Annotated in this window: 12 protein-coding genes; 9 read left to right on the top strand and 3 right to left on the bottom strand. The window is 74.4% G+C overall.

Annotated elements, in window-relative coordinates; genetic code table 11:
* The first annotated feature begins 634 nt into the window (after positions 1–634).
* The 5 genes from UO65_RS15195 (at position 635) to UO65_RS15175 (ending at position 5,325) form a co-directional block, all read left to right on the top strand.
* Positions 635–1,192 (top strand): hypothetical protein, encoded by a 558-nt coding sequence (locus UO65_RS15195; RefSeq protein ID WP_052021203.1) that lies wholly within the window; start codon positions 635–637, stop codon positions 1,190–1,192.
* Between the two features lie 100 nt (positions 1,193–1,292).
* Positions 1,293–1,772, top strand: a complete 480-nt coding sequence (locus tag UO65_RS15190) for a hypothetical protein (RefSeq protein WP_146241376.1) — start codon at positions 1,293–1,295, stop codon at positions 1,770–1,772.
* Positions 1,772–3,298, top strand: coding sequence for a glycosyltransferase family 87 protein (locus UO65_RS15185; protein ID WP_052021202.1), 1,527 nt, complete (start codon positions 1,772–1,774; stop codon positions 3,296–3,298). The genes UO65_RS15190 and UO65_RS15185 overlap by 1 nt, the downstream gene beginning before the upstream one ends.
* Positions 3,288–4,817 carry a dolichyl-phosphate-mannose--protein mannosyltransferase gene (locus tag UO65_RS15180; RefSeq protein WP_035283064.1) on the top strand — a complete coding sequence of 510 codons (1,530 nt, stop codon included), beginning with the start codon at positions 3,288–3,290 and terminating at the stop codon, positions 4,815–4,817. Before UO65_RS15185 ends, UO65_RS15180 begins: the two co-directional genes overlap by 11 nt.
* Before the next feature lie 52 nt (positions 4,818–4,869).
* Positions 4,870–5,325: a universal stress protein gene (locus UO65_RS15175; RefSeq protein WP_035283062.1), complete on the top strand. Its 456-nt coding sequence runs from the start codon at positions 4,870–4,872 to the stop codon at positions 5,323–5,325.
* Positions 5,326–5,439: 114 nt separating this feature from the next.
* Here the strand turns inward: UO65_RS15175 and UO65_RS15170 are convergent, their stop codons facing one another.
* On the bottom strand, positions 5,440–6,354 hold the full coding sequence (locus UO65_RS15170; protein ID WP_035283060.1) for an SDR family NAD(P)-dependent oxidoreductase: 915 nt from the start codon (positions 6,352–6,354) through the stop codon (positions 5,440–5,442).
* 101 nt (positions 6,355–6,455) lie between these two features.
* On the opposite strand from UO65_RS15170, the gene UO65_RS15165 reads away from it, so the two are divergent.
* A complete protein-coding gene (locus tag UO65_RS15165; protein ID WP_035283089.1) occupies positions 6,456–7,121 on the top strand; it encodes a TetR/AcrR family transcriptional regulator in 666 nt (221 codons plus the stop codon).
* A gap of 49 nt (positions 7,122–7,170) precedes the next feature.
* Here the strand turns inward: UO65_RS15165 and UO65_RS15160 are convergent, their stop codons facing one another.
* A complete protein-coding gene (locus UO65_RS15160; protein ID WP_063935946.1) occupies positions 7,171–8,001 on the bottom strand; it encodes an ABC transporter permease in 831 nt (276 codons plus the stop codon).
* Positions 8,002–8,048: 47 nt separating this feature from the next.
* Positions 8,049–9,014 (bottom strand): ABC transporter ATP-binding protein, encoded by a 966-nt coding sequence (locus tag UO65_RS15155; protein WP_035283086.1) that lies wholly within the window; start codon positions 9,012–9,014, stop codon positions 8,049–8,051.
* Positions 9,015–9,316: 302 nt separating this feature from the next.
* Here UO65_RS15155 and UO65_RS15150 point away from each other — a divergent pair, with 302 nt between their 5' ends.
* From UO65_RS15150 to UO65_RS33355, 3 genes are all read left to right on the top strand, one after another.
* On the top strand, positions 9,317–10,747 hold the full coding sequence (locus tag UO65_RS15150; protein WP_052021201.1) for an MFS transporter: 1,431 nt from the start codon (positions 9,317–9,319) through the stop codon (positions 10,745–10,747).
* A 139-nt stretch (positions 10,748–10,886) separates the two neighbouring features.
* Positions 10,887–12,641, top strand: a complete 1,755-nt coding sequence (locus UO65_RS15145) for a fatty acyl-AMP ligase (RefSeq protein ID WP_035283058.1) — start codon at positions 10,887–10,889, stop codon at positions 12,639–12,641.
* Positions 12,638–19,957 carry a type I polyketide synthase gene (locus UO65_RS33355; RefSeq protein ID WP_052021200.1) on the top strand — a complete coding sequence of 2,440 codons (7,320 nt, stop codon included), beginning with the start codon at positions 12,638–12,640 and terminating at the stop codon, positions 19,955–19,957. The genes UO65_RS15145 and UO65_RS33355 overlap by 4 nt, the downstream gene beginning before the upstream one ends.
* The last annotated feature ends 20 nt before the right edge of the window (positions 19,958–19,977 follow it).

Genomic DNA, 19,977 nt, shown 5'->3' with positions numbered 1-19,977 from the left:
GGGTCGGTTGCCCAGTTCTATTGGCATTCTCGTCCCCTTGTCGCTCACAAAACTCCGCCGCAGCGCGCCGTCGGGCGGGCGCCATTTTGTGACGACGACCATAAGTTCGGAGGCGGCGCGGTGTCAAATGCAACCGTTACGTGACGTCCCGGACACTCGATTGGTCCAGGGTTTTCGGTCCGTTTTAATGGATGTGGTGGAACCGAGATGCCCATCTTGTGGGTCTGTGACAAAACAGGGAACGCTCCGTCACCTGTCCGCGCAGTAGCATCAACGCAGGGTCACCGGATACCGTGCTGTTCGGGAAGATTTTCCCACGTCAGGGCTTGTGACTGACACTTGTTCACCCGAACGGCCCAGCGGATGCCCACGGTGACGAGCTGACCGTTCCCACAAAACCCACCGGTGAGAACTGTGTCACCTTGACAAAACCAAGGGTTTTCGAGGTTGGTTACCGACGGGTTCTTGCCGCCGGGCCGGTTGTTTCAGTAGGGTTTCAGGCAGTAGTCGCCCGGTGGCTCCGGGGTCGGACATTCGCAGCCGGGACCAATGCTTTCGGCGCGTTCTCTATTTTGCGATCCAAGAAGGAAGCAGACTAATGATCGGTCGTCGTGTCGTTCCTGCGCTCGCCTCGATGGCCATCGCCATCGGCACCCTGTCCGCCTGCGGTTCGGATTCCGGGTCGACGCCCGAGGGTGGCAACACCCCCCAGGCCAGCCCCGCGGTGCAGTGGATCGACAAGGTCTGCGCGACGATGGTGACCGGTGGGCAGAAGCTGTCGCAGATGCCCGCCGTCGACCCCGCCAACCCGGCCGCGGCCAAGGAGGGGTTGATCACCTTCTTCACCAACTTCTCCGGCACGCTGACCGCGCTGTCGAACGGCCTCAAGGAAGCGGGCGTGCCCCCCGTGGCCGACGGCCAGGCCACCGTCGACAAGGCGCAGGCCACCATCGACGGCGCCAAGACCTCCGTCGACTCGGCCCAGACCAAGCTGGCGAACATCGACACGGCGAACCCGATCGCCTTCCAGCAGGCCCTGGTGGAGCTCGCGCCCAGCCTGACCGCCCTCGACAACACCGACGGCCCGCTCAAGGACCTGCGGGCGAACCCCGAGCTGAACACCGCGTTCGAGCAGGCCCCCGGGTGCAAGCAGGTCGACTCCGAGTCCGCCAGCGCGGTCCCGACCTCCTGATCCCGACCTCCTGGGCCTGCCGGTCCGGCTCCGGGTGTGGCACCCTGCCGGTGCCCCAGGCCCCGCGCCGCAGTCCCCGCACCCCTTCGGAGGTGGCCGCGTGACAGATCGTCCCGAGTCCAGGGTCCGGTCGGTGCCCGTCGCCGACGTGCTGACCCGCGAGGGCCGTGACGACCCCGCCGTCCGCCGCCGCGCCGACCGCCCCCGCCGCGTCCTCAAGACCGCGGCGGGGGCGGCGGTCGTCGTCGGCGCCCTGTGGGGTCTGCACGACCAGTTCGCCCCCGACCACACCGGGGTCTCCGCCGAACCGGGGCGCTCCACCCCGTTCACCGAGACCCCCGTCCCGCCGACCACGGTGGCCGCCACCGAGGTCGTCGGCCCGCGCGTGGCCACCGGCGAGGTCGTCACCGCCCCCACCACCGCGGCCGCGCCCCCGGTCGAGCGGGAGGCCCCCGCGCGGCAGGCGCAGCCGGAGCGGACGCAGCGGGCGGCCGACACCGAGCCGAGGCGCACCCGGTCGATCGTGCCGAACCCGGTGCAGGTCCTGCTCGACGCCGCCCGACTGCTCGGGGGCAGGTGATGGAGCAGACCCCGGCGGGGCCCGGGGCGGACGCCGAACCGACCGCGCCACCCGCTCCACCCGGACCGGAGCGCGGTTCCGAGCGGTCCGACCAGCCCGCGGCGACGACGCCGCGGGCTCGCGCGCTCTCCCCCCTGAAGCTGATGATGGTCATCGCCGTGCTGGCCCTCGGGCTGGCCTTCGGCGCCAAGGCCCCCTGCCTGGGCACCTACGTCGACGGCGCGGGCGTCGCCCAGCTCGACTGGCGCGAGGGGTCGCAGTACAAGCGGTTCTGCTACTCCGACACCGTCCCGCTCTACTCGTACAACCACCTCGCCGAGGGCGCGCTCCCCTACGCCACCCGCTGGGTCGACCTCGGCAGCGGGAAGCCGAAGGCGCGGTACATGGAGTACCCGGTGCTCACCGGGCTGTTCATGTACCTCAACGCCCACCTGACCCTGGTGTGGCTGGACGCGGTCGGCGCCGAGGTGCCGGTGATCGCCTACTTCGACATCACCGCCGTGCTGCTGGCCCTGGCCTGGCTGGCGGCGGTCTGGGCCAGCCTGCGGCTGACCGCGCGCAGACCGTGGGACGCGCTGCTCATCGCCGCGTCGCCGCTGGTGGTCGTGCACGCCTTCACCAACTTCGACACCCTCGCGGTCGCCGCCGCCGTGCTGGCCCTGCTGGCCTGGGCGCGGCGCAGGCCGGTGCTCGCCGGGGTGCTGCTGGGCATCGGCGGCGCGCTCAAGCTGTTCCCGCTGCTGCTGCTCGGCGCGCTGCTCATCCCGTGCCTGCGGGCCGGGCGGATGTCGGAGTTCTGGACGACCACCGCCGCCACGGTCACCACGTGGGTGGCGGTGAACGCCCCCATCGCGCTGCTGCCGGAGACCAAGGCGGGCTGGGGCGAGTTCTTCCGCCTCAACACCACCCGCGACATGGACCCGGACTCGATCTACTACGTGCTGCGCACCCTCACCCCGTGGCCCGGCTTCGACACCCCGCCGTTCCCGCCGGGGGAGGGGCCCGAGGTGCTCAACACGGTGAGCCTGCTGCTGTTCCTCGCGGTGTGCCTGGTGATCGCCTACGTCGGCCTGAGCGCGCCGGTGCGGCCGCGGGTCGCGCAGTTGGGGTTCCTGATCATCGCGGCCTTCCTGCTCACCAACAAGGTGTGGAGCCCGCAGTACTCGCTGTGGCTGGTCCCGCTGGCGGTGCTGGCGCTGCCGAGGTGGAAGCCGCTGCTGGCGTGGATGCTCGTCGACGCCGCGGTGTGGTTCCCCCGGATGCTGTACTTCATGGGTGGGCCGGACGGCCTGCCCGCCGAACCGTTCCTCTACACCGTGATCGCCCGCGACCTCGCGCTGCTGCTGCTGTGCGCGCTGGTCGTGCGCGAGATCCACCGCCCGGAGCGCGACCGGGTCCGCGTCGACGGCGTGGGCGACCCGATCGCGGGCGTCACCGCCGACGAGCCCGACCGCTGGCGGCTGCGCGGCTTCCGCGTGGTCCCCCTCGCCCGCCCCGCGCCCGAGGAGCCCGCCCATGTCGGCTGAGGCCACCGCGGAGCGGACCGCCCAGCCGAGCCCCGACCCGGTCGTCCCACCGCCACCCCCGGCCGTCGCCGCCGACCCCGCCCCCACCGACCGGCTGCGCGGCTGGGTTGTCGCGGCGGTGCTGGGGCTCGTCGGCGGGATCGTGCGGTTCCAGAACCTGGGTTCGCCCACCGACAAGGGCACCCCGGTCTTCGACGAGAAGCACTACACCCCGCAGGCGTGGCAGATGCTGCGCAACGGCGGCGTCGAGGACAACCCCGGCTACGAGCTGACCGTGCACCCGCCGCTGGGCAAGACGTTCATCGCCCTCGGCGAGTGGCTCTTCGGCTACAGCGGCTGGGGGTGGCGGTTCACCGCCGCGCTGTGCGGCACGCTGATGATCGTCCTGGTGGTGCGGATCGCCCGCAGGCTCACCCGCTCCACCCTGCTCGGCGCGGTCGCGGGCCTGCTGCTCATCGCCGACGGGGTGTCCCACCTGCAATCGCGGATGGGGATGCTCGACATCTTCCTGGCCTTCTTCGTGCTGGCGGCCTTCGGCTGCGTCCTGGTCGACCGCGACCAGGTCCGCGCCCGCCTCACCGTGGCGGTCGCCGAGGGCTGGGCCGACGAATCCGGGCTCGGGCCGCGCCTGGGCGTGCGCTGGTGGCGCCTCGGTGCGGGCGCCCTGCTCGGGCTGGCGTGCGGGGTGAAGTGGTCGGGCCTGTACTTCGTCGCCGCCTTCGGCCTGCTGACCGTCCTGTTCGACGTGACCGCCCGACGGGCGACCGGGGTGCGCCACCCGTGGCTGGGCGCCCTCGGCCGCGACGTGCTGCCGGGCCTGTGGGCGTTCGTGGGCGTCGGCGCCACCGCGTACCTGACCACCTACTGGGGCTGGTTCGCCTCGGAGACCGCGTTCGCCCGGCACCTGGTGGAGACGGGCGGCTCGGACCCGCTGTCGATCGCCAAGGGGGCGCTGGGGTCGCTGTGGCAGAACTCGTCGAAGGTCCTGGACTTCCACGAGTCGCTGGTGACCCCGGAGAAGCCGCACCCGTGGGAGTCCAAGCCGTGGACGTGGCCGATGGGCCTGCGGCCGATGCTCTACTACTACGAGGGCGGCCTCACCGGCTGCGGCGAGGCCCGGTGCGTGGCGGCCACCATGCTCGTCGGCACCCCCGCCCTGTGGTGGCTGTCCTTCCCGCTCCTTGGCTGGTCGCTGTGGCGGGCCCTGGGCCGGTTCGACTGGCGCTACGCGGCGGTGCTGGTGGGCTACCTGGCGGGCCTGCTGCCCTGGTTCGCCAACATCGACCGGCAGATGTACTTCTTCTACGCCACCCCGATGGCCGCCTTCCTCGTCCTGGGTCTGACCCTGGTCCTGTCCGACCTGCTCAAGGCCACCGGCCGCACCACCGGCCGGGTCCTCGTCGGCGCCTACCTCGTCCTGGTTATGGCCAACTTCGTGTGGCTGTGGCCGATCCTCAACGGCGACGTGATCACCGAGGGCCACTGGCAGGCCGAACTCTGGCTCCCCTCCTGGCGCTGACCCGCCACCCCGCCTCGTCCGCCCGCAGTCGACAACGAACAGGAAAGAACCCATGACCGCCTACCGCACCATCGTCGTCGGCACCGACGGCTCGAACTCCTCCTACCGCGCCGTCGACCGCGCCGCCGCCCTCGCCGCCGACACCGGGGCGAAGCTGCTCGTGGTGTGCGCCTACCAGGCCCCGGACCCGCGCAAGGTCGAAGCCGCCCAGGACCGCCTCGGCGACGACGTCGGCTACCAGGTCGTCGGCGCCAACCCGGCCGAGGACACCGTCCGCACCGCCCACGACCGCGCCGCCAAGCAGGGCGCCAAGGACGTGGAGACCCTCGTCCGCGACGGCAACCCCGTCTCGGTCCTGTCCAAGGTCGTCTTCGAGCGCGACGCCGACCTGCTGGTGGTCGGCAACCGCGGCCTCAACACCCTGGCCGGGCGCATCCTCGGCTCGGTCCCCGCCGAGGCCGCCCGCAAGTCCTCAGTGGACGTCCTGATCGTGCACACCGTCTCCTGATCGCCCGGCGGCGCCCGGTCCTCGCCCCGAGGCCGGGCGCCGCCGCCCGCGGAACCTGAGGCTTTCGCTCGCGCACAACAGTGCGAGGACAAGGGTGGCGTCCCCCGGCGCAGCTCATGCCGCGACGGTTGCCCGACCGACCGGGAACCGCACGCCGGTGAGGTCTTCCGAGACGGCCCAGAGGCGTTGCTGCGCGGTCGAGTCGTAGGAGTCCGCGCTGGAGGTGACCAGCCTCGGGTGGCCGCGCTGCTCGGCCAGACCGTCGGGTCCGTAGTACTGCCCGCCGAGGACGGACGGGTCGGTGGCGGCCCGCAGGGTGGGGAGCGCGCCCGCCGTGGCGGGCTGGGTGATCGCCGGAGCGAGCCAGGTGATCAATCGGCGGGCGACCGGCGGGGTGTTGCGGGCCAGGTCGGTGTCGGAGAGACCGGGGTGTGCGGCCACCGCGGCGGTGGTGCCGTGCGCGGCGAGCCTGCGTTGCAGCTCGTAGGTGAACATCAGGTTGGCGAGCTTCGACTGGCCGTAGGCGGCCGTCCGGCTGTAGGAGCGCTCCCACTGCAGGTCGTCGAAGTGGATGGCGGCGCGGATGCGGTGGCCGGTGCTGCTGACCGTGACCACCCGGGAGCCCGGCACGGGCAGCAGCAGGTCGAGCAGCAGCCCGGTGAGCGCGAAGTGGCCGAGGTGGTTGGTGCCGAACTGGAGCTCGAAGCCGTCGCTGGTGGTCTGCTTCGGGGTGTGCATCACGCCGGCGTTGTTGATCAGCAGGTCGATCCGCGGGTGGGTGGCGCGCAGGTCCGCCGCGGCGGCGCGCACCGATTCCAACGAGGTCAGGTCCAGTTCCCGCACGGAGACGTCGCCGTTGATCCTGGCGGCGGCCGACCTGCCCTTTTCGATGTCGCGCACGGCCAGCACCACCGCTGCTCCGTGCTCGGCGAGCCGCCGGGCGGTCTGGAAGCCCAATCCGGTGTTGGCACCGGTGATCACGGCCACCCGGCCGTCCTGGCGCGGGATCTGCTGCTCGGTCCACTTCATTGCGAGCTCCTAATGTACCGTCGGTAACTTATGGTCGGAACGGTAATGTACCGCCGGTACGCTGTCAAGGTACCGGCGGTACACAAGCTATGCTCGACCCCATGACGTTCCAGCGGGCGCGCACCGAGGAGCAGCGCGAGGTCCGGCGCCGGGCGATCCTGGAGACGACCTCGGCGATGCTCGACGAGATGCCGGTGGCCGCGGTGACCCTGAACGAGCTGAGCAGGCGGGTCGGCCTGGCCAAGACGGCGGTGCTGCGCTACTTCGAGTCCCGCGAGGCGGTGCTGCTCGACCTGATGGACGACCGGACGGCGAGCTGGCTGGCCGAACTGGAGCAGGAGCTGGTCCGCGGTGTCGACCCGGACCTGCCCGCGGTGCGGCGGGCGGAACAGGTGGCCGACGTGCTCAGCCGGTCGCTCGCCGCGCACACGGCGCTCTGCGACCTCTACGGCGCGCAGGGCGGAGTGCTCGAGCACAACGTCTCGGTCGAGGCGGTCCGCAGGCACAAGCGGGCCTCGCTGGACAACCTCGCGGTGATGGCCCGCCTCGTCCGGCGGTGCCTGCCCGAGGTCGGCGACCACGCCGAGCAGTTCTGCCTGACCGCCCTGCTGGTGGCGGGCGCGCTGTCCGCCTACACCTCACCGCCGCCGAGCCTGCTCGCCGTCTACGAGTCCGAGCCCGCACTGGCGGTCCACCGCGTCGAACTGCGGCCGGCCCTGCGGCTCGCGATCACCACGTCGCTCGTGGGCGTGCTGCCGCGCCCCTGAGAGCCCGGCGGCCGGACGCCGTCGGGTGCCGCCGCGTGCCGCCGCGCGGTCAGCGGGCGCGGCGGAAGTTGCGGGAGGCGAGCCAGCCGCCCAGGGCGGCCGTGCCGACCGCGAGGCCCAGGGCCGCCCACACCGCCGACCCCACCGGCATCCCCAGTGACAGCGCGCGCGTGGCGTCGATGGCGTAGGTGATGGGGTTGATCGTCGACAGGACGCGAATCCAGCCGGGCATGGCCTCGACCGGCATGTAGGCGCTGGAGCCGAACATCAGCGGGAACATGACGATGAACGACACCGCCTGCATGGTCTCCGGCTTGGACTGCCAGGTGGCGATGGCGATGAAGATCCAGCTCAGCCCCCAGCCCACCGCGACGGTCAGCAGCAGCGCGGAGGTGATGCCGAGGACGCCGCCCGGGCGGAACTCCAGGAAGACCACCGCCGCCAGCACGGACACGACCAACTGCACGACCAGCCGCACCGAGTCCGACAGGGTGCGGGCGACGAGGACGGCGCCGAGGGTGATGGGCATGGCGCGCAGGCGGCCGATGAACCCGGTGTAGATCTCGGTCAGCAGGCCCACGCCGGAGCTCATGGCGGTGGTCATGGCGATGTTGACCAGGGTGGCGGGCATGAGGAAGTTGATGTAGCCGGAGTACTGCGTGACCCCGGGCAGTTGGCCGATCCCGCTGAACACCTGGCTGAACAGCAGCAGCATCACGATCGGTTGCAGCAGGCCGAAGAACACCAGCCGGTAGTCGCTGAACGCCGAGCCCAGGGAACGTCCGGTGAGGACCGAGATCTGCGTCCACAGCGAACTGGGGGACCAGCCGTCCTGCCGCTGGCGGCGCCCGGCGGCGATGTCCACGGCGGACAGCCGCACGGTCTGCTCGGAAGCCGAGCCGCGCCCGCGCGGGGCGGCGTGCTTGCTCACGCCGACCACCCCATCTGCGCCGCCTTCTCCTGCGCGGACCGGTGCAGGGCCACGTACACGTCGTCGAGGGTGGGTTCGGTGACCGTCAGGTCGAGGATCGGCACGCCCGCCGCGTCCAGGGCGCGGACCAGGACGGCGATTTCCCCGGCGGCGGCCAGCGGGACCTGCACCGCGCACTGCGCCGGGTCCGCCAGCGGCTGCATCCCGGCGTACTGGAGCGTGGTCACCGCGTGGTGGGTGGCCCTGGCGTCGGCGAAGGTGGCCGAGACCGTGCGCTGCCCGATGCCCGCCTTGAGGCTGGCGGGGGTGCCGGAGGCGACGACGTGGCCCCCGGCCAGCACGACGATGTCCTTGGCCAACCGGTCGGCCTCCTCCAGGTACTGCGTGGTGAGCACGACCGTGGTGCCCCGGGCGGCCAGCGCCTCCACCATCACCCACAGGCCGGTGCGGCTCACCGGGTCCAGGCCGGTGGTCGGCTCGTCGAGGAACAGCACGTCCGGGGCGCCCAGCAGGCTCGCGGCCAGGTCGAGGCGGCGGCGCATCCCGCCGGAGAAGGTGGCCATCTTGCGGTCGGCGGCCTCGGTGAGGTCGAAGGTGGTCAGCAGCTCGTCGGCGCGGGCGCGGGCCTGGGCGCGGGAGGCGCCGAGGAGCCGGGCGAGCAGGACCAGGTTGGCCCGGCCGGTCATGGTCTCGTCCAGCGCGGTGAACTGGCTGGTCATGCCGATGTGCCTGCGCACCTGGTGCCCCGAGCGCCGCACGTCCCAGCCGCACACCCGGGCGGTGCCCCTGGTGGGGGTGGACCGGGTGGCCAGGATGTCGATCAGGGTGGTCTTGCCCGCCCCGTTGTGGCCCAGCACGCCGAGCACCACCCCCGGGTCGACCTGGAGGGTGACGTCGTTGAGGGCGTTGATCGGGCCGTAGGACTTGCCGAGACCGATGACCTCGATGCGGGGCCGTGGCATGGACGAGTCCTTCGCGCTGCGGGACCGGACGTTGGCGACCATACCGGGGGGTGCGCCCGATCGGCGGTGTCCGGTGGGATTCGAACCGTGATTTGTCCGATGGTGACAGGAATCCACCGGGTGGGTTTCTGGACGGTGGTGACAACATCGGTGCGCGAAGTGCTCCTTTGTCACGAAGAACGCACCACCCCGTCGACATCGATAATGTCCCGACGTTAACGTTCCCGTCATGTCTCTCCGACGCCGCGCGCTCCCGCCCCCGGCGGTCGCGGCGCGGGCCGCGTCCGCCCGGAGCCGTTGACATGCACCGCGCGCCTGCTTCGGTCTGGATCAGCGACCGCGGCCGGGTGCTCACGACCATCGCCTCGGTGGCGTTCCTCAGCTCGGCGGACAACTCGGTCGTCTCCGCGGCCGCCCCGTCGGTCGCGGTCGAGATGGGGCTGGGCACCGCGGCGACCCAGGGCATCACCGTCGCCTACATGCTGCCCTTCGCCGGTCTGCTGCTCGCCGCCGGTCCGGTGGTCGACCGCTACGGCGAGCGGGCCATGCTGCGGCTGGGCCTGTTCGCCTTCACCGTGGGCACGCTGCTGGCGGGCAGCGCGCGCTCGTTCGAGCTGCTGCTGGCCGGCCGGGTGGTGCAGGGGCTGGCGGCGGCGGTGCTGGTCCCGGCCACGCTGAGCCTGGTGCGCACCCGGCTCGCCCCCGACGACCGGCCCAAGGCGGCGGCCACCTGGACGGTGGCGCTGGCCTCGGCGCTGGCGCTGGGCCCGGCGCTGGGCGGGTTCATCGCCGCCACCGTGCACTGGAGCTGGGTGTTCTGGGGCTTCCTGCCGTTCCTGCTGTTCAGCTGGCTGATCGTGCCGCCGCCGGGGCCGCGGTCGGTGGCCAAGGGCGCCGACCCGCTGTCCACCGCGCTGGCCGCCGCGGCGATGCTCGCGGTCACCGGCGCGCTGCTGGTGATCGCCGACGCCCCCGGGTGGGCCGCGCCGCTGGCCCTGACCGCCGCCCTGGCCGCGGTGGCGTTCGCCATGCGCGACCGGCGCTCGGCGCGGCCGGTGCTGCCCAGGCAGCTCATCGCCAACCCGGTGTTCCGCACCGCCCTGATCATCCAGTCGCTGTGGGGCCTGGGCGTCACCGGCGTGACCGTGGTGACGCCGCTGGTGCACCAGCGCTGGCTCGGCCTGGACCCGGCCACCGCGGCGCTGCCGCTGGTGGCGGTCGCCTTCGCGCTGGTGTTCACCGCCCCGTTCGTGCCCAGGGTGCTGGCCAGGTTCGGCCCGTCGCGCACGGTCGGCGGCGGGATGCTGGTGGTGGCGCTGGGATTGGTGCTGGTGGCCGTGGTCAACGGCTCGCCCGCGGTGCTGCCGCGGCTGCCGGGGTTGGTCCTGATCGGCTTCGGCTCGGCGTTCACCGTCCCGCTGACCACGACCGCCCTCGACGTCGTCGAGGACCGGGTGGCCGGGGTTGCCTCCGGTGTGCTCAGCGCGGCCAGAGAGTTCGCGGGCGCGTTGGGCGTGGCGCTGACCGCGGCGCTGATGGGCGGGGGAGTGGCCGACGGGGAGGCGCTCGCCGACGGGTACACCCGGACCCTGCTCGCCGCCGCCGCGCTGCAGGTGGTGGCGGTGCTGCTCTCGCCGAAGCTGACCCCGTACTTGTCGCCCAGGCACAAAACGAATTCCGGCTCCGCGCAGGTCCCTGACAGGAGCGCCCCGCACCAGTCCTCGTTGCGATAGCCGCATCACATTTCTATGTTGACTCACCAGTAACATCGGCATTACCGTGATCGGAACGCCTTTTCCACCCACCGGCGGAAAAGGAGACTCACGTTTTCTCGTCCGGTGTCGACGTGGCCCCCTGGTGAGGACTGTGCAGATGAGTTCCGCGATCAAGGACGGCGGCCTGCCCGCCGCGGAGGACCTACCCGGTCTGCTGGGCGCCTGGGCGGCGCGCAACCCCGACGAGGTGGCGCTGAGCTACCTCGACTTCCGCTCGCACAGCGGCGGCGCCCAGTCGACCTGGACCTGGCGCGAACTCGACGCCAGGGTCGGCGCGGTCGCGGCCTGGTTGCAGCGCCGGGTGCGCAAGGGCGCCCCGGTGGCCGTCCTCATCGGACAGACACCGGACTACGTGGTGGCCTTCCTCGGCGCGCTGCGCGCCGGTGCCGCCGCGGTCCCGCTGTTCACCCCGGACATGCCGGGGCACGGCGACCGGCTCGCCGCGGTGCTGCGCGACTGCGCCTCCTCCACCGTGCTCACCACCCAGGACGCCGCGCCGTCGGTCACCGCGTTCGTGGAGACCCACCGGCTCCCGGTCGCCCAGGTCATCTCCGTCGACACCCTGCCCTCGGCGATCGCCGCGCACTTCGAGCCGGTCCCGCTGGCGCCGGGCGACCTGGCCTACCTGCAGTACACCTCCGGCTCCACCGGCGACCCGCGCGGGGTGATGATCACCCACGGCAACGTCGTGGCCAACGCCCGGCAGGCCAACCGCGCCTACGGGATGCGCCAGGACTCGGTCACCGTGAGCTGGCTGCCGCTGTTCCACGACATGGGCCTGGTGCTGTCGGTGGCCGCCCCGCTGGTGGCGGGCGTGCGCACGGTGCTGATGGACCCGCTGGCCTTCGTCGAGCGCCCCGAGCGGTGGCTGCGCGCGCTGTCGGTGAACCCGGGCGCGATCAGCGCCGCCCCCAGCTTCGCCTACGCCTACGCCGCGGCCAAGGTGTCGGACTGGGAGAAGTCCCGGCTGCGGCTGGACACCGTGACCGCGCTGATCGACGGCAGCGAACCGGTGCAGGCCGCGGTGATCGAGCGCTTCCACACCGCCTTCGGCCCGTGCGGGCTGCGCCCGGAGGTGCACCGCCCGTCCTACGGGCTGGCCGAGGCGACCGTGTTCGTCTCCGCCAGCAGACCGGGCAGACCCGCCGTCGACCACCGCTTCGACCGGGTGGCGCTGGCCGAGGGCCGCGCGGTCACCGTCGACGACGACGCCGCCGACGTGGTGCGGCTGGTGTCCTGCGGGCAGCCGATCGAGCAGGGCGTGCTCGTGGTGGACCCGACCACCCGGGTGCCCAGCGCCCCCGGCCGGGTCGGCGAGGTGTGGGTGGCGGGCCCGAACGTGGGCAGCGGCTACTGGAACCGGCCGGAGGAGTCCGCGCGGGTCTTCCGCAACTCCGTCAACGGCGCGGGCGCCCCGGGTGGTCCGTGGCTGGCCACCGGCGACCTCGGCGTCTGGTACGACGGCGAGCTCTACATCACCGGCCGGATCAAGGACCTCATCGTCGTCGACGGCCGCAACCACTACCCGCACGACGTCGAGCGCACCGTCGAGGCCGCGCACCAGGCGATCCGCCCGCGCAACGTGGTGGCCTTCGCGGTCTCCGGCGCCGACGGCGAGCGCGCGGTGGTGCTGGCCGAGCGCGCCAAGACCGTGCCCGCGCACGGGCTCGACCACTCCGCGGTGGCCGCCGCGGTGCGCGCCGCGGTCGCCGACCGGCACGCGCTGACCCTGCGCGAGGTGCAGATCGTGGCGCCGGACAGCCTGCCGCGCACCTCCAGCGGCAAGCTGTCGCGGATCGCCTGCCGCGAGCGCTACCTGGCCGACTCGCTGGCCGAGACCGGTCCGTCATGACGGTGCCCGACGGGGCGCAGGACCTCGTCGGTTGGCTGCTCGACCGGGTGGCGGAGGCGGCCGCGCTGCCGCGCGCCGCGATCGACCCGCAGCGACCGCTGCTGGAGTACGGGCTGTCCTCCCGCGACCTGGTCGGCCTGGTCGGCGACCTGGGCAGGCGCACCGGCCGGTCGCTGCCGCCCACGTTCGGCTACCGCCACCCGACCGTCGCCGCGCTCGCGGCCGCGGTCACCGGCGCCCGCCCCGTCCTGCCCGCGGGCGCCATTCCCGCCGCGCCCCCGCCGCCGCCCTCGCCCGAGGAACCGATCGCGGTGGTGGGCGTGGGGTGCAGGCTGCCCGGCGGCATCGACTCCCCGGCGGCGTTCTGGGACCTGCTCGACCGCGGCGCCGACGCCATCGGCCCGCGCCCGCCGGGCCGCTGGAACGCCCCGCCGCACGTGCTGCGGCTGCTGCCGACCACCGGCGGCTTCCTCGACGACGTCGCCGGGTTCGACGCGGAGTTCTTCGGCATCACCCCGCGCGAGGCCGACGTGATGGACCCGCAGCAGCGCATCACCCTGGAGGTGGCGTGGGCGGCGCTCGAACACGCGGGCATCGCCCCCGGTTCGCTGCGCGGCACCCGCACCGGTGTCTACATGGGAGTGTCCGCTTCGGAGTACGGGCTGTTCAGCCTGGCCGACCCGGAGGCGGTGGAACCGTGGTCGGGCACCGGCGCGGCGGCCAGCGCGGTGGCCAACCGGCTGTCGTACCTGCTGGACCTGCGCGGCCCGTCGATGGTCGTCGACACCGCCTGCTCGTCGTCGCTGGTGGCCGTGCACCACGCGGTCGGTGCCCTGCGCCGCGGCGAAACCGACCTGGCCCTGGTCGGCGGGGTCAACGTCATGCTCACCCCGGCGGTCACCGGCACCTTCGCCCGCTCCGGCGTGCTGGCCGCCGACGGCCGCTGCAAGGCCTTCGACGCCGCGGCCGACGGCATCGGCCGCGGCGAGGGCTGCGGGGTCGTCGTGCTGCGCCGCCTCGCCGACGCCCGCGCCCGCAGCGACCGGGTGCTCGCGGTCGTGCGCGGCACCGCAACCAACTCCGACGGCCGCTCCAACGGCATGATGGCCCCCAACCCGGAGGCGCAGGCGGCGCTGCTGGCCGGGGTCTACCCCGCCGCCGACATCGATCCCTCCACAGTGGACTACGTGGAAGCGCACGGCACCGGGACCCCGCTGGGCGACCCGATCGAGGCGGGCGCGCTCGGCGCGGTCCTCGGCGCGGGCCGCGGCCGCGACCGGCCGCTGCTCGTCGGCTCGGTCAAGACCAACCTGGGGCACCTGGAGGGCGCGGCCGGGGTGGTCGGCCTGATCAAGGTCGTGCTGTCGTTCACCCACGGCCGCATCCCACCGACGCTGCACTACCGCACCCCCAACCCGCTGATCGACTTCGACGCCCTCGGCCTGCGGGTCACCGCCGAGACGACCCCGTGGCCGCGCTACTCCGGTTCCGCCAGCGCGGGCGTGTCGGCGTTCGGCTTCGGCGGCAGCAACGCCCACGTGGTGCTGGAGGAGTGGCCCGCGGCGCGCGAACCGGACCCGGTGGCCCCCCGCCCCGAGGTCTTCGCCCTGTCCGCCCGCACCCACGCCACCCTGCGCGACCGCGCCGCCGACCTGGTCGACTGGCTGGAGACCACCGACGGCGCCCGGGTCCCCCTCGCCGACGTCGCCGCCACCCTCACCGCCCGCCGCGAACACCTGCCCGTCCGCGCCGCCGTGGTCGCCACCGGCCGCGAGGAACTGGCGGAGGCGCTGCGCGCGGTGGCCTCCGGCGCGTCCTCGGCCGCGGCGGTGCAGGGCCGGGTCCCGACCGCGGCGGCGCCGGACACCGGTCCCGTCTTCGTGTTCTCCGGCTTCGGCTCGCACTGGCCGGGCATGGGCCGGGAACTGCTGGCCGCCGAACCCGCGTTCCTCGCCGAGGTCGACCGGCTGGAACCGCTGTTCGCGGCGGCGGGCTTCTCCCTGCGCGCGGCGCTGCGGGACCCGGCCGCCGCCCCGTTCACCGTGCAGGCCCCGGCGCTGTACGGGATGCAGCTCGCCCTGGCGGGCCTGTGGCGGGCCCACGGCGTGCTGCCCGCCGCGGTCCTGGGCCACTCCGTCGGCGAGGTGAGCGCCGCCGTGGTCGCGGGCGTCCTGGACGCCGAGCAGGGCCTGCGCGTGGTCACCGCCCGGACCGAGGTCCTGGCGGAGCTGGACGCGACGGGCACGGGCGCCATGGCCGCGCTGGAGCTGTCCGACGCCGAGTTCGCCGCGCTGGCACCGGATCACCCCGGTGTCGGCATCGCGGTGCACGCCGCGCCCCGCCTGTGCACGGTCAGCGGCCCGGCCGCGCAGGTCGCCCGCCTGGTGGCCCACGTCGACTCCGGCGGCGGCTTCGCCCGACCCCTGCGGGTGCGCGCCGCCGCCCACTCCGCGGCCATCGACCCGGCGCTGCCCGCCTTCCGCGCCGCCCTGACCGGCCTGACCCCCCGCCCACCCGAGATCCCCTTCCACTCCAGCGTGGCAGGCGACGCGGGGACCCCGACCCTGGGCACCGTCGACTACTGGGCGGCGAACCTGCGGCAGCCGGTCCACTTCACCCGGGCGGTCTCGGCCGCCCTCACCGCCGGGCACACCCGCTTCGTCGAGGTCGCCCCGCACCCGGTGGCGCTGACCGCCGTCGAGCAGACCGCCGCCGCCCACAACGCCGCGAACCCGCGCACCAGCGCCACGGGCATCGGAGTCCTGCCGCCCGTGCTGCCGGACTTCGCCGTCGCCCGACGCACCCCGGCGCCACCGGTTCCCTCCACGCCCGAGGTGGCCCCCCTCGCGCCTGCGGCGGTTCCCGTCACACCCGAGGTGGCTTCCCTTGCCCCTGCGGCGATCCCTCTCGCGCCTACGGCGGTCTCCGGCCCGCCCGAGGCGGCTTCCCTCGCCCCTGTGGCGGTTCCTGTCACGCCCGAGGTGGCTTCCCCTGCCCCTGCGGCGGTTCCCGTTGCGCCTGAGGTGGTCCCCGTTGCGCCTACGGCGGTCCCCGTTGCGCCCGAGGTGGCTCCCCTCGCGCCTGCGGCGGTTCCTGTCATGCCCGAGGCGGTTTCCTTTACGCCCGAGGCGGCTTCCCCCGCCTCTGCGGCGGTTCCCGTTGCGCCTGCGGCGGTTCCCGGGGACACCGTGGCCGCCTACCGCTTCGAGGCGCACGGGCGGGCGGAACCGGTGCTGGTGGTGCCGACGCTGCGGCGCGGGGCGGCGGTGGCCGAGTGGCTGCGGGCACAGGCCACCCTGCACGTGCACGGCGACTCGACCGCCCTGGGCACCCGCTACCCGCTCGGCCCGGTGGTCGACCTCCCCGGCCCGGCTTGGCGGCACCGCAGGCACTGGGTGCCCGAGCGCGCCCCGGCCGTCCCCGCGGCGCACCCGCTGCTCGGCGCGCACGTCGAACTCCCCGACGACGGCAGGCACGTGTGGCAGGCGCCGCTGCCGGTGCGGCGCCTGCCGTGGCTGGCCGACCACCGCGCCCACGGGTCGGGCGCGCTGCCCGGCACCGCGTTCCTGGAGCTGGCGCTGGCCGCCGGTCGGACCACGCTCGGCCCCCGGGTGCTGGTGGCGGACCTGGCGCTGACCGAACCGCTCACCCCCGGCCCGCACACCGTCCTCACCACCGAACTCGACCGGGCGGGCCGCCTCACCGTGCGCTCCCGCGACGCCGACGGCGGCTGGGTCACCCACGCGACCGCCCGGGTCCTGCCCGACACCGCCGCCCCGCCCGCCCCGGTGGCCCACCCGCCCGGGGGCGAACCGTTCGACCTGCGCGCCGCCTTGATCGCCGCCGGGCAGCAGCGCGGCCCGGCGTTCCGCGGCCTCACCGACGTCCGCGCCACCCCCGGCACCGCCACCGCCCGCGTCCACCTGCCCGCCGCCGCGGGCGGCGACGACGGCTTCGCCCTGCACCCGGCCCTCGCCGACGCCTGCCTGCAAGCCTTGGTCCCGGCCGCCGCGGGCCTCCCCGGCGCCGCGGGCCACCACATCCCGGACGGGGTCGCCCGCACCCGCGTACCCGGCGACCCGGCCCTGGGCACCCACTGCGTCGCCACCGCCGAGGTCACCGCCCCCGGTGTCCTGCTCGGCACGGTCCGCCTGCTCGCCGCCGACGGCTCCGTCCTGGTCGAACTGCTCGACGTGCGCGCCCCCGCCCCCGACCGGGCCGGGAGCGGCGGCCCAGCCGTCGAACGCCGCTGGGACCCGGCCCCACTCCCCGCCGCCACCCACCGACCCACGGACCCCCCGCTCCCCGCCGGGGCGGCCGTGCGGATCGGAGGTGTCCCGGCCCCCGCCGCCGAGGCCACCGCGCGAACCACGGGTGCCCTCATCCCCACGGCCGAGGTGGCCGTGCGGGCCCCGGGCGACCCGCTCTCTGTCACCGAGGTGGCTGCGCGGATCGCAGGCGCCTCGATCCCCACCGCCGAAATGGCTGCGCAAACCACGGGCGACCTGATTTCCGTTGCCGAGGTGGCCGTGCGGACCATGGGCGACTCGGCCTCCGCCGCCGAGGTGGCTGCGCGAGCCGCGGGCGAGCCGGTGCCTGCTGCCGAGGTGGTCGTGCGGGCCGCAGGCGATCCGATCTTCTCCGCCGCGCGGGCCGCTGGTGATCCGGTCCTCGTGCCCCGGCGGCGCTGGGTGTTGGTGCCGGAGGGGGATGTCGCGCTCCCCGGTCTGCCCGGCCTCGCCGCTGTCCTCGCCGAGGAGGACGAGGTCGTCGAGGTCACCGTCGCGGGTCTGGAGCGTGAGGCCGCGACCGGTGTGGTCGTGGTGGCGGGTCCCACCGCCCGCTACCGCGCTCCCGGTCACGCCGAGGCCCTGGTGCACACCGTCACCGCGATCGCCGCCCTGCTCGCCCGGCGCGACCACCCGCCCCGGCTGTGGGTGGTCACCACCGGCGGTGCCACCGTCCCGGGTGCCGAGCCGGGGGAGCCGGGCCTGGCGTGCCTGCGCGGCCTGGTCCGGGTGCTCGCCTTCGAGCACCCGGAGTTGCACGCCACCCTCCTCGACGTCGACCTGGCCTCCGGTGCGCCCGCGGTGGCCGCCGAGTTGCGGGCCGGGCGCGATGACGACGAGGTGGCCTGGCGTTCGGGCAGGCGGCTGCGCGCCCGGTTGATCACCGCGACCACCCCTTCCGCCGACGGCCGCCCCCCGGTCGTGCGGGCGGGTGCCTACGTCGTCGCCGGGGGTACCGGGGAACTCGGCCGCAGGCTCACCCGCTGGCTGGTCGACGGTGGCGCCACCCGTGTCGTGCTGGCGGGTCGGGTGCACCGCCCGGGGGCCGAGCCGGGCATCCGCGATGCCCGCGCCCGTGGTGTGGAGGTCGACGTGGTGCTCGGTGACCTGGCCGAGCCGGGTTTCGCCGCGACCCTGATCGCCCGCGCTCAGCGCGGCGGGGTGCCGCTGCGCGGGGTGGTGCACGCCGCCGGGGTGCTCGCCGACCACCCGGTGGCCGGGTTGAGCCGGGAGGCCATCGCGCGGGTGTGGCGGCCCAAGGTGCTCGGTGGGCTGCGGCTGCACCAGGCCACCGAGCGGCTCGAGTTGGACTGGTGGGTGGCCTTCGCCTCCATGTCGGGTCTGGTCGGCGCTCCCGGCCAGGCCGCCTACGCCACCGCCAACGCCTGGTTGGACGCCCTGGTCGAGGCCCGGCGCGCCCGCGGCCTGCCCGCGGTCACCCTGGACTGGGGTGCCTGGGCCCGGGACGACGGTTCCCGCTCCGACCGCCCGAACGCGGCCTTCGCCGAGGTCGACCCGGCGCACGGGATGGCCGCGCTGGCGGGGGCGCTGGCGCACGACCGGTCCGGGCTCGGGGTGGCCCGCCTGGACGTGCCGCGCGCCCTGTCGCTGTTCCCGGCCCTCGCCCGCAGGCCGTACCTGTCCGCGTTGACCGCTTCGGCCGCCCCCGCCGCGCTCCCGGCGCCTGCCCTCACCCGCGGCCCGGGTTCGCGCGGTGCCCTGGTGGCGCACCTGGTCGTCGGCCTGGCCCGGCTCACCGGCGCCGACCCGGCGACGGTCGACCCCGCCGCCCCGCTGACCGACCTCGGCATCGACTCGCTGATGGCCGCGCGCCTGCGCGCCGCGGTGCGGCAGGACTTCGACGTCGCCCTCCCGGTGGCCCTGCTGCTGCGCGGCGCGAGCCTGGCCGAGGTCGCCCGACACGTAGGCGACGAGCTGGGCCTGCCCGCCGCGGTCGCCGCCCCCGGCCCGCACGGGGTCGCCCCGCGCGACCCGACCGAGCGCTGGCTCACCGTGGTGTGGACCGACGCCCTCGGCAGCGCCCCCACCGGGGTGCACACCGGCTTCTACGACCTCGGCGGCGACGAGGCCGCCGCGGCCAGGGTGCACGCGGCCCTGTCCGCCAGGCTGGCCGAGGTGCCGCCGGTGACCTCGCTGTTCGCCCGCCCCACCATCGCCGCCCAGGCCGACCTGGTCCGCGACGAACTCGAAGGCGCCCCGGGGCCGGTCACCGTGCTGCGCGCGGGCGGCGGCAGTCCGCCGCTGGCGCTGTTCCACCCGGCGGGCGGCCCGACCACGGTCTACCAGCCGCTGGTGGCCGAACTGCCGACGTCCTACCCGGTCCTGGGCTTCGAGCGGCTCGACGACGAGTCCACCGTGGAGTCGAAGGCGGCCCGCTACGCGAGCCTGCTGCGCGAGCGGCAGCCCAGCGGCCCCTACCGGCTCGGCGGCTGGTCCTTCGGCGGCTGCCTGGCCTACGAGGTCGCCCGCCTGCTCACCGAGCAGGGTGAGCGCGTCGACCGGCTGGTGCTCATCGACACCGTCCTCCCGCTGCCCGGCGCCGACCCGGCCGACCTGGTGCTGGACCGCTTCGACCGGTTCGCCGAGCACGTCGAGCGGACCTACGGGGTGGCGCTGGACCTGCCGCGCGAGGTGCTCGCCGCCCTCGACGAGGAGGAGCAGGTCGACGTGGTGATGGACCGCCTCGCCGCCGTGCCCGACCTGGGCCGGGGCGCGCTGCGCCACCAGTACACGTCCTACGTGGACGCCCGGGTCGGCGAGCGGTGGCGGCCCAGGCCCTACGCCGGTCCGGTGCTGCTGCTGCGCGCCACCGACCCGCACCCGCTCACCGCCACCCTCGACCCGCGCTACCTGCGCACCGACGAGGCGCTCGGCTGGGACGCGCTGTGCCCGGACCTGCGGGTCACCCGGGTGCCCGGCGACCACCTGAGCATGATCGACCCACCCCGGGTCCGCACCCTGGCCCGACACCTGGCCCGAGCCCTGGAGGCACCGGTCCGGGTATGAACCCCGCACAACCCCTTCCG

This window comes from Actinokineospora spheciospongiae, from assembly GCF_000564855.1.
Classification (GTDB): Bacteria; Actinomycetota; Actinomycetes; order Mycobacteriales; family Pseudonocardiaceae; genus Actinokineospora; species Actinokineospora spheciospongiae.
Note: the sequence above shows the minus strand (reverse complement) of the source record. Positions and strands in the feature narration are given on the sequence as shown.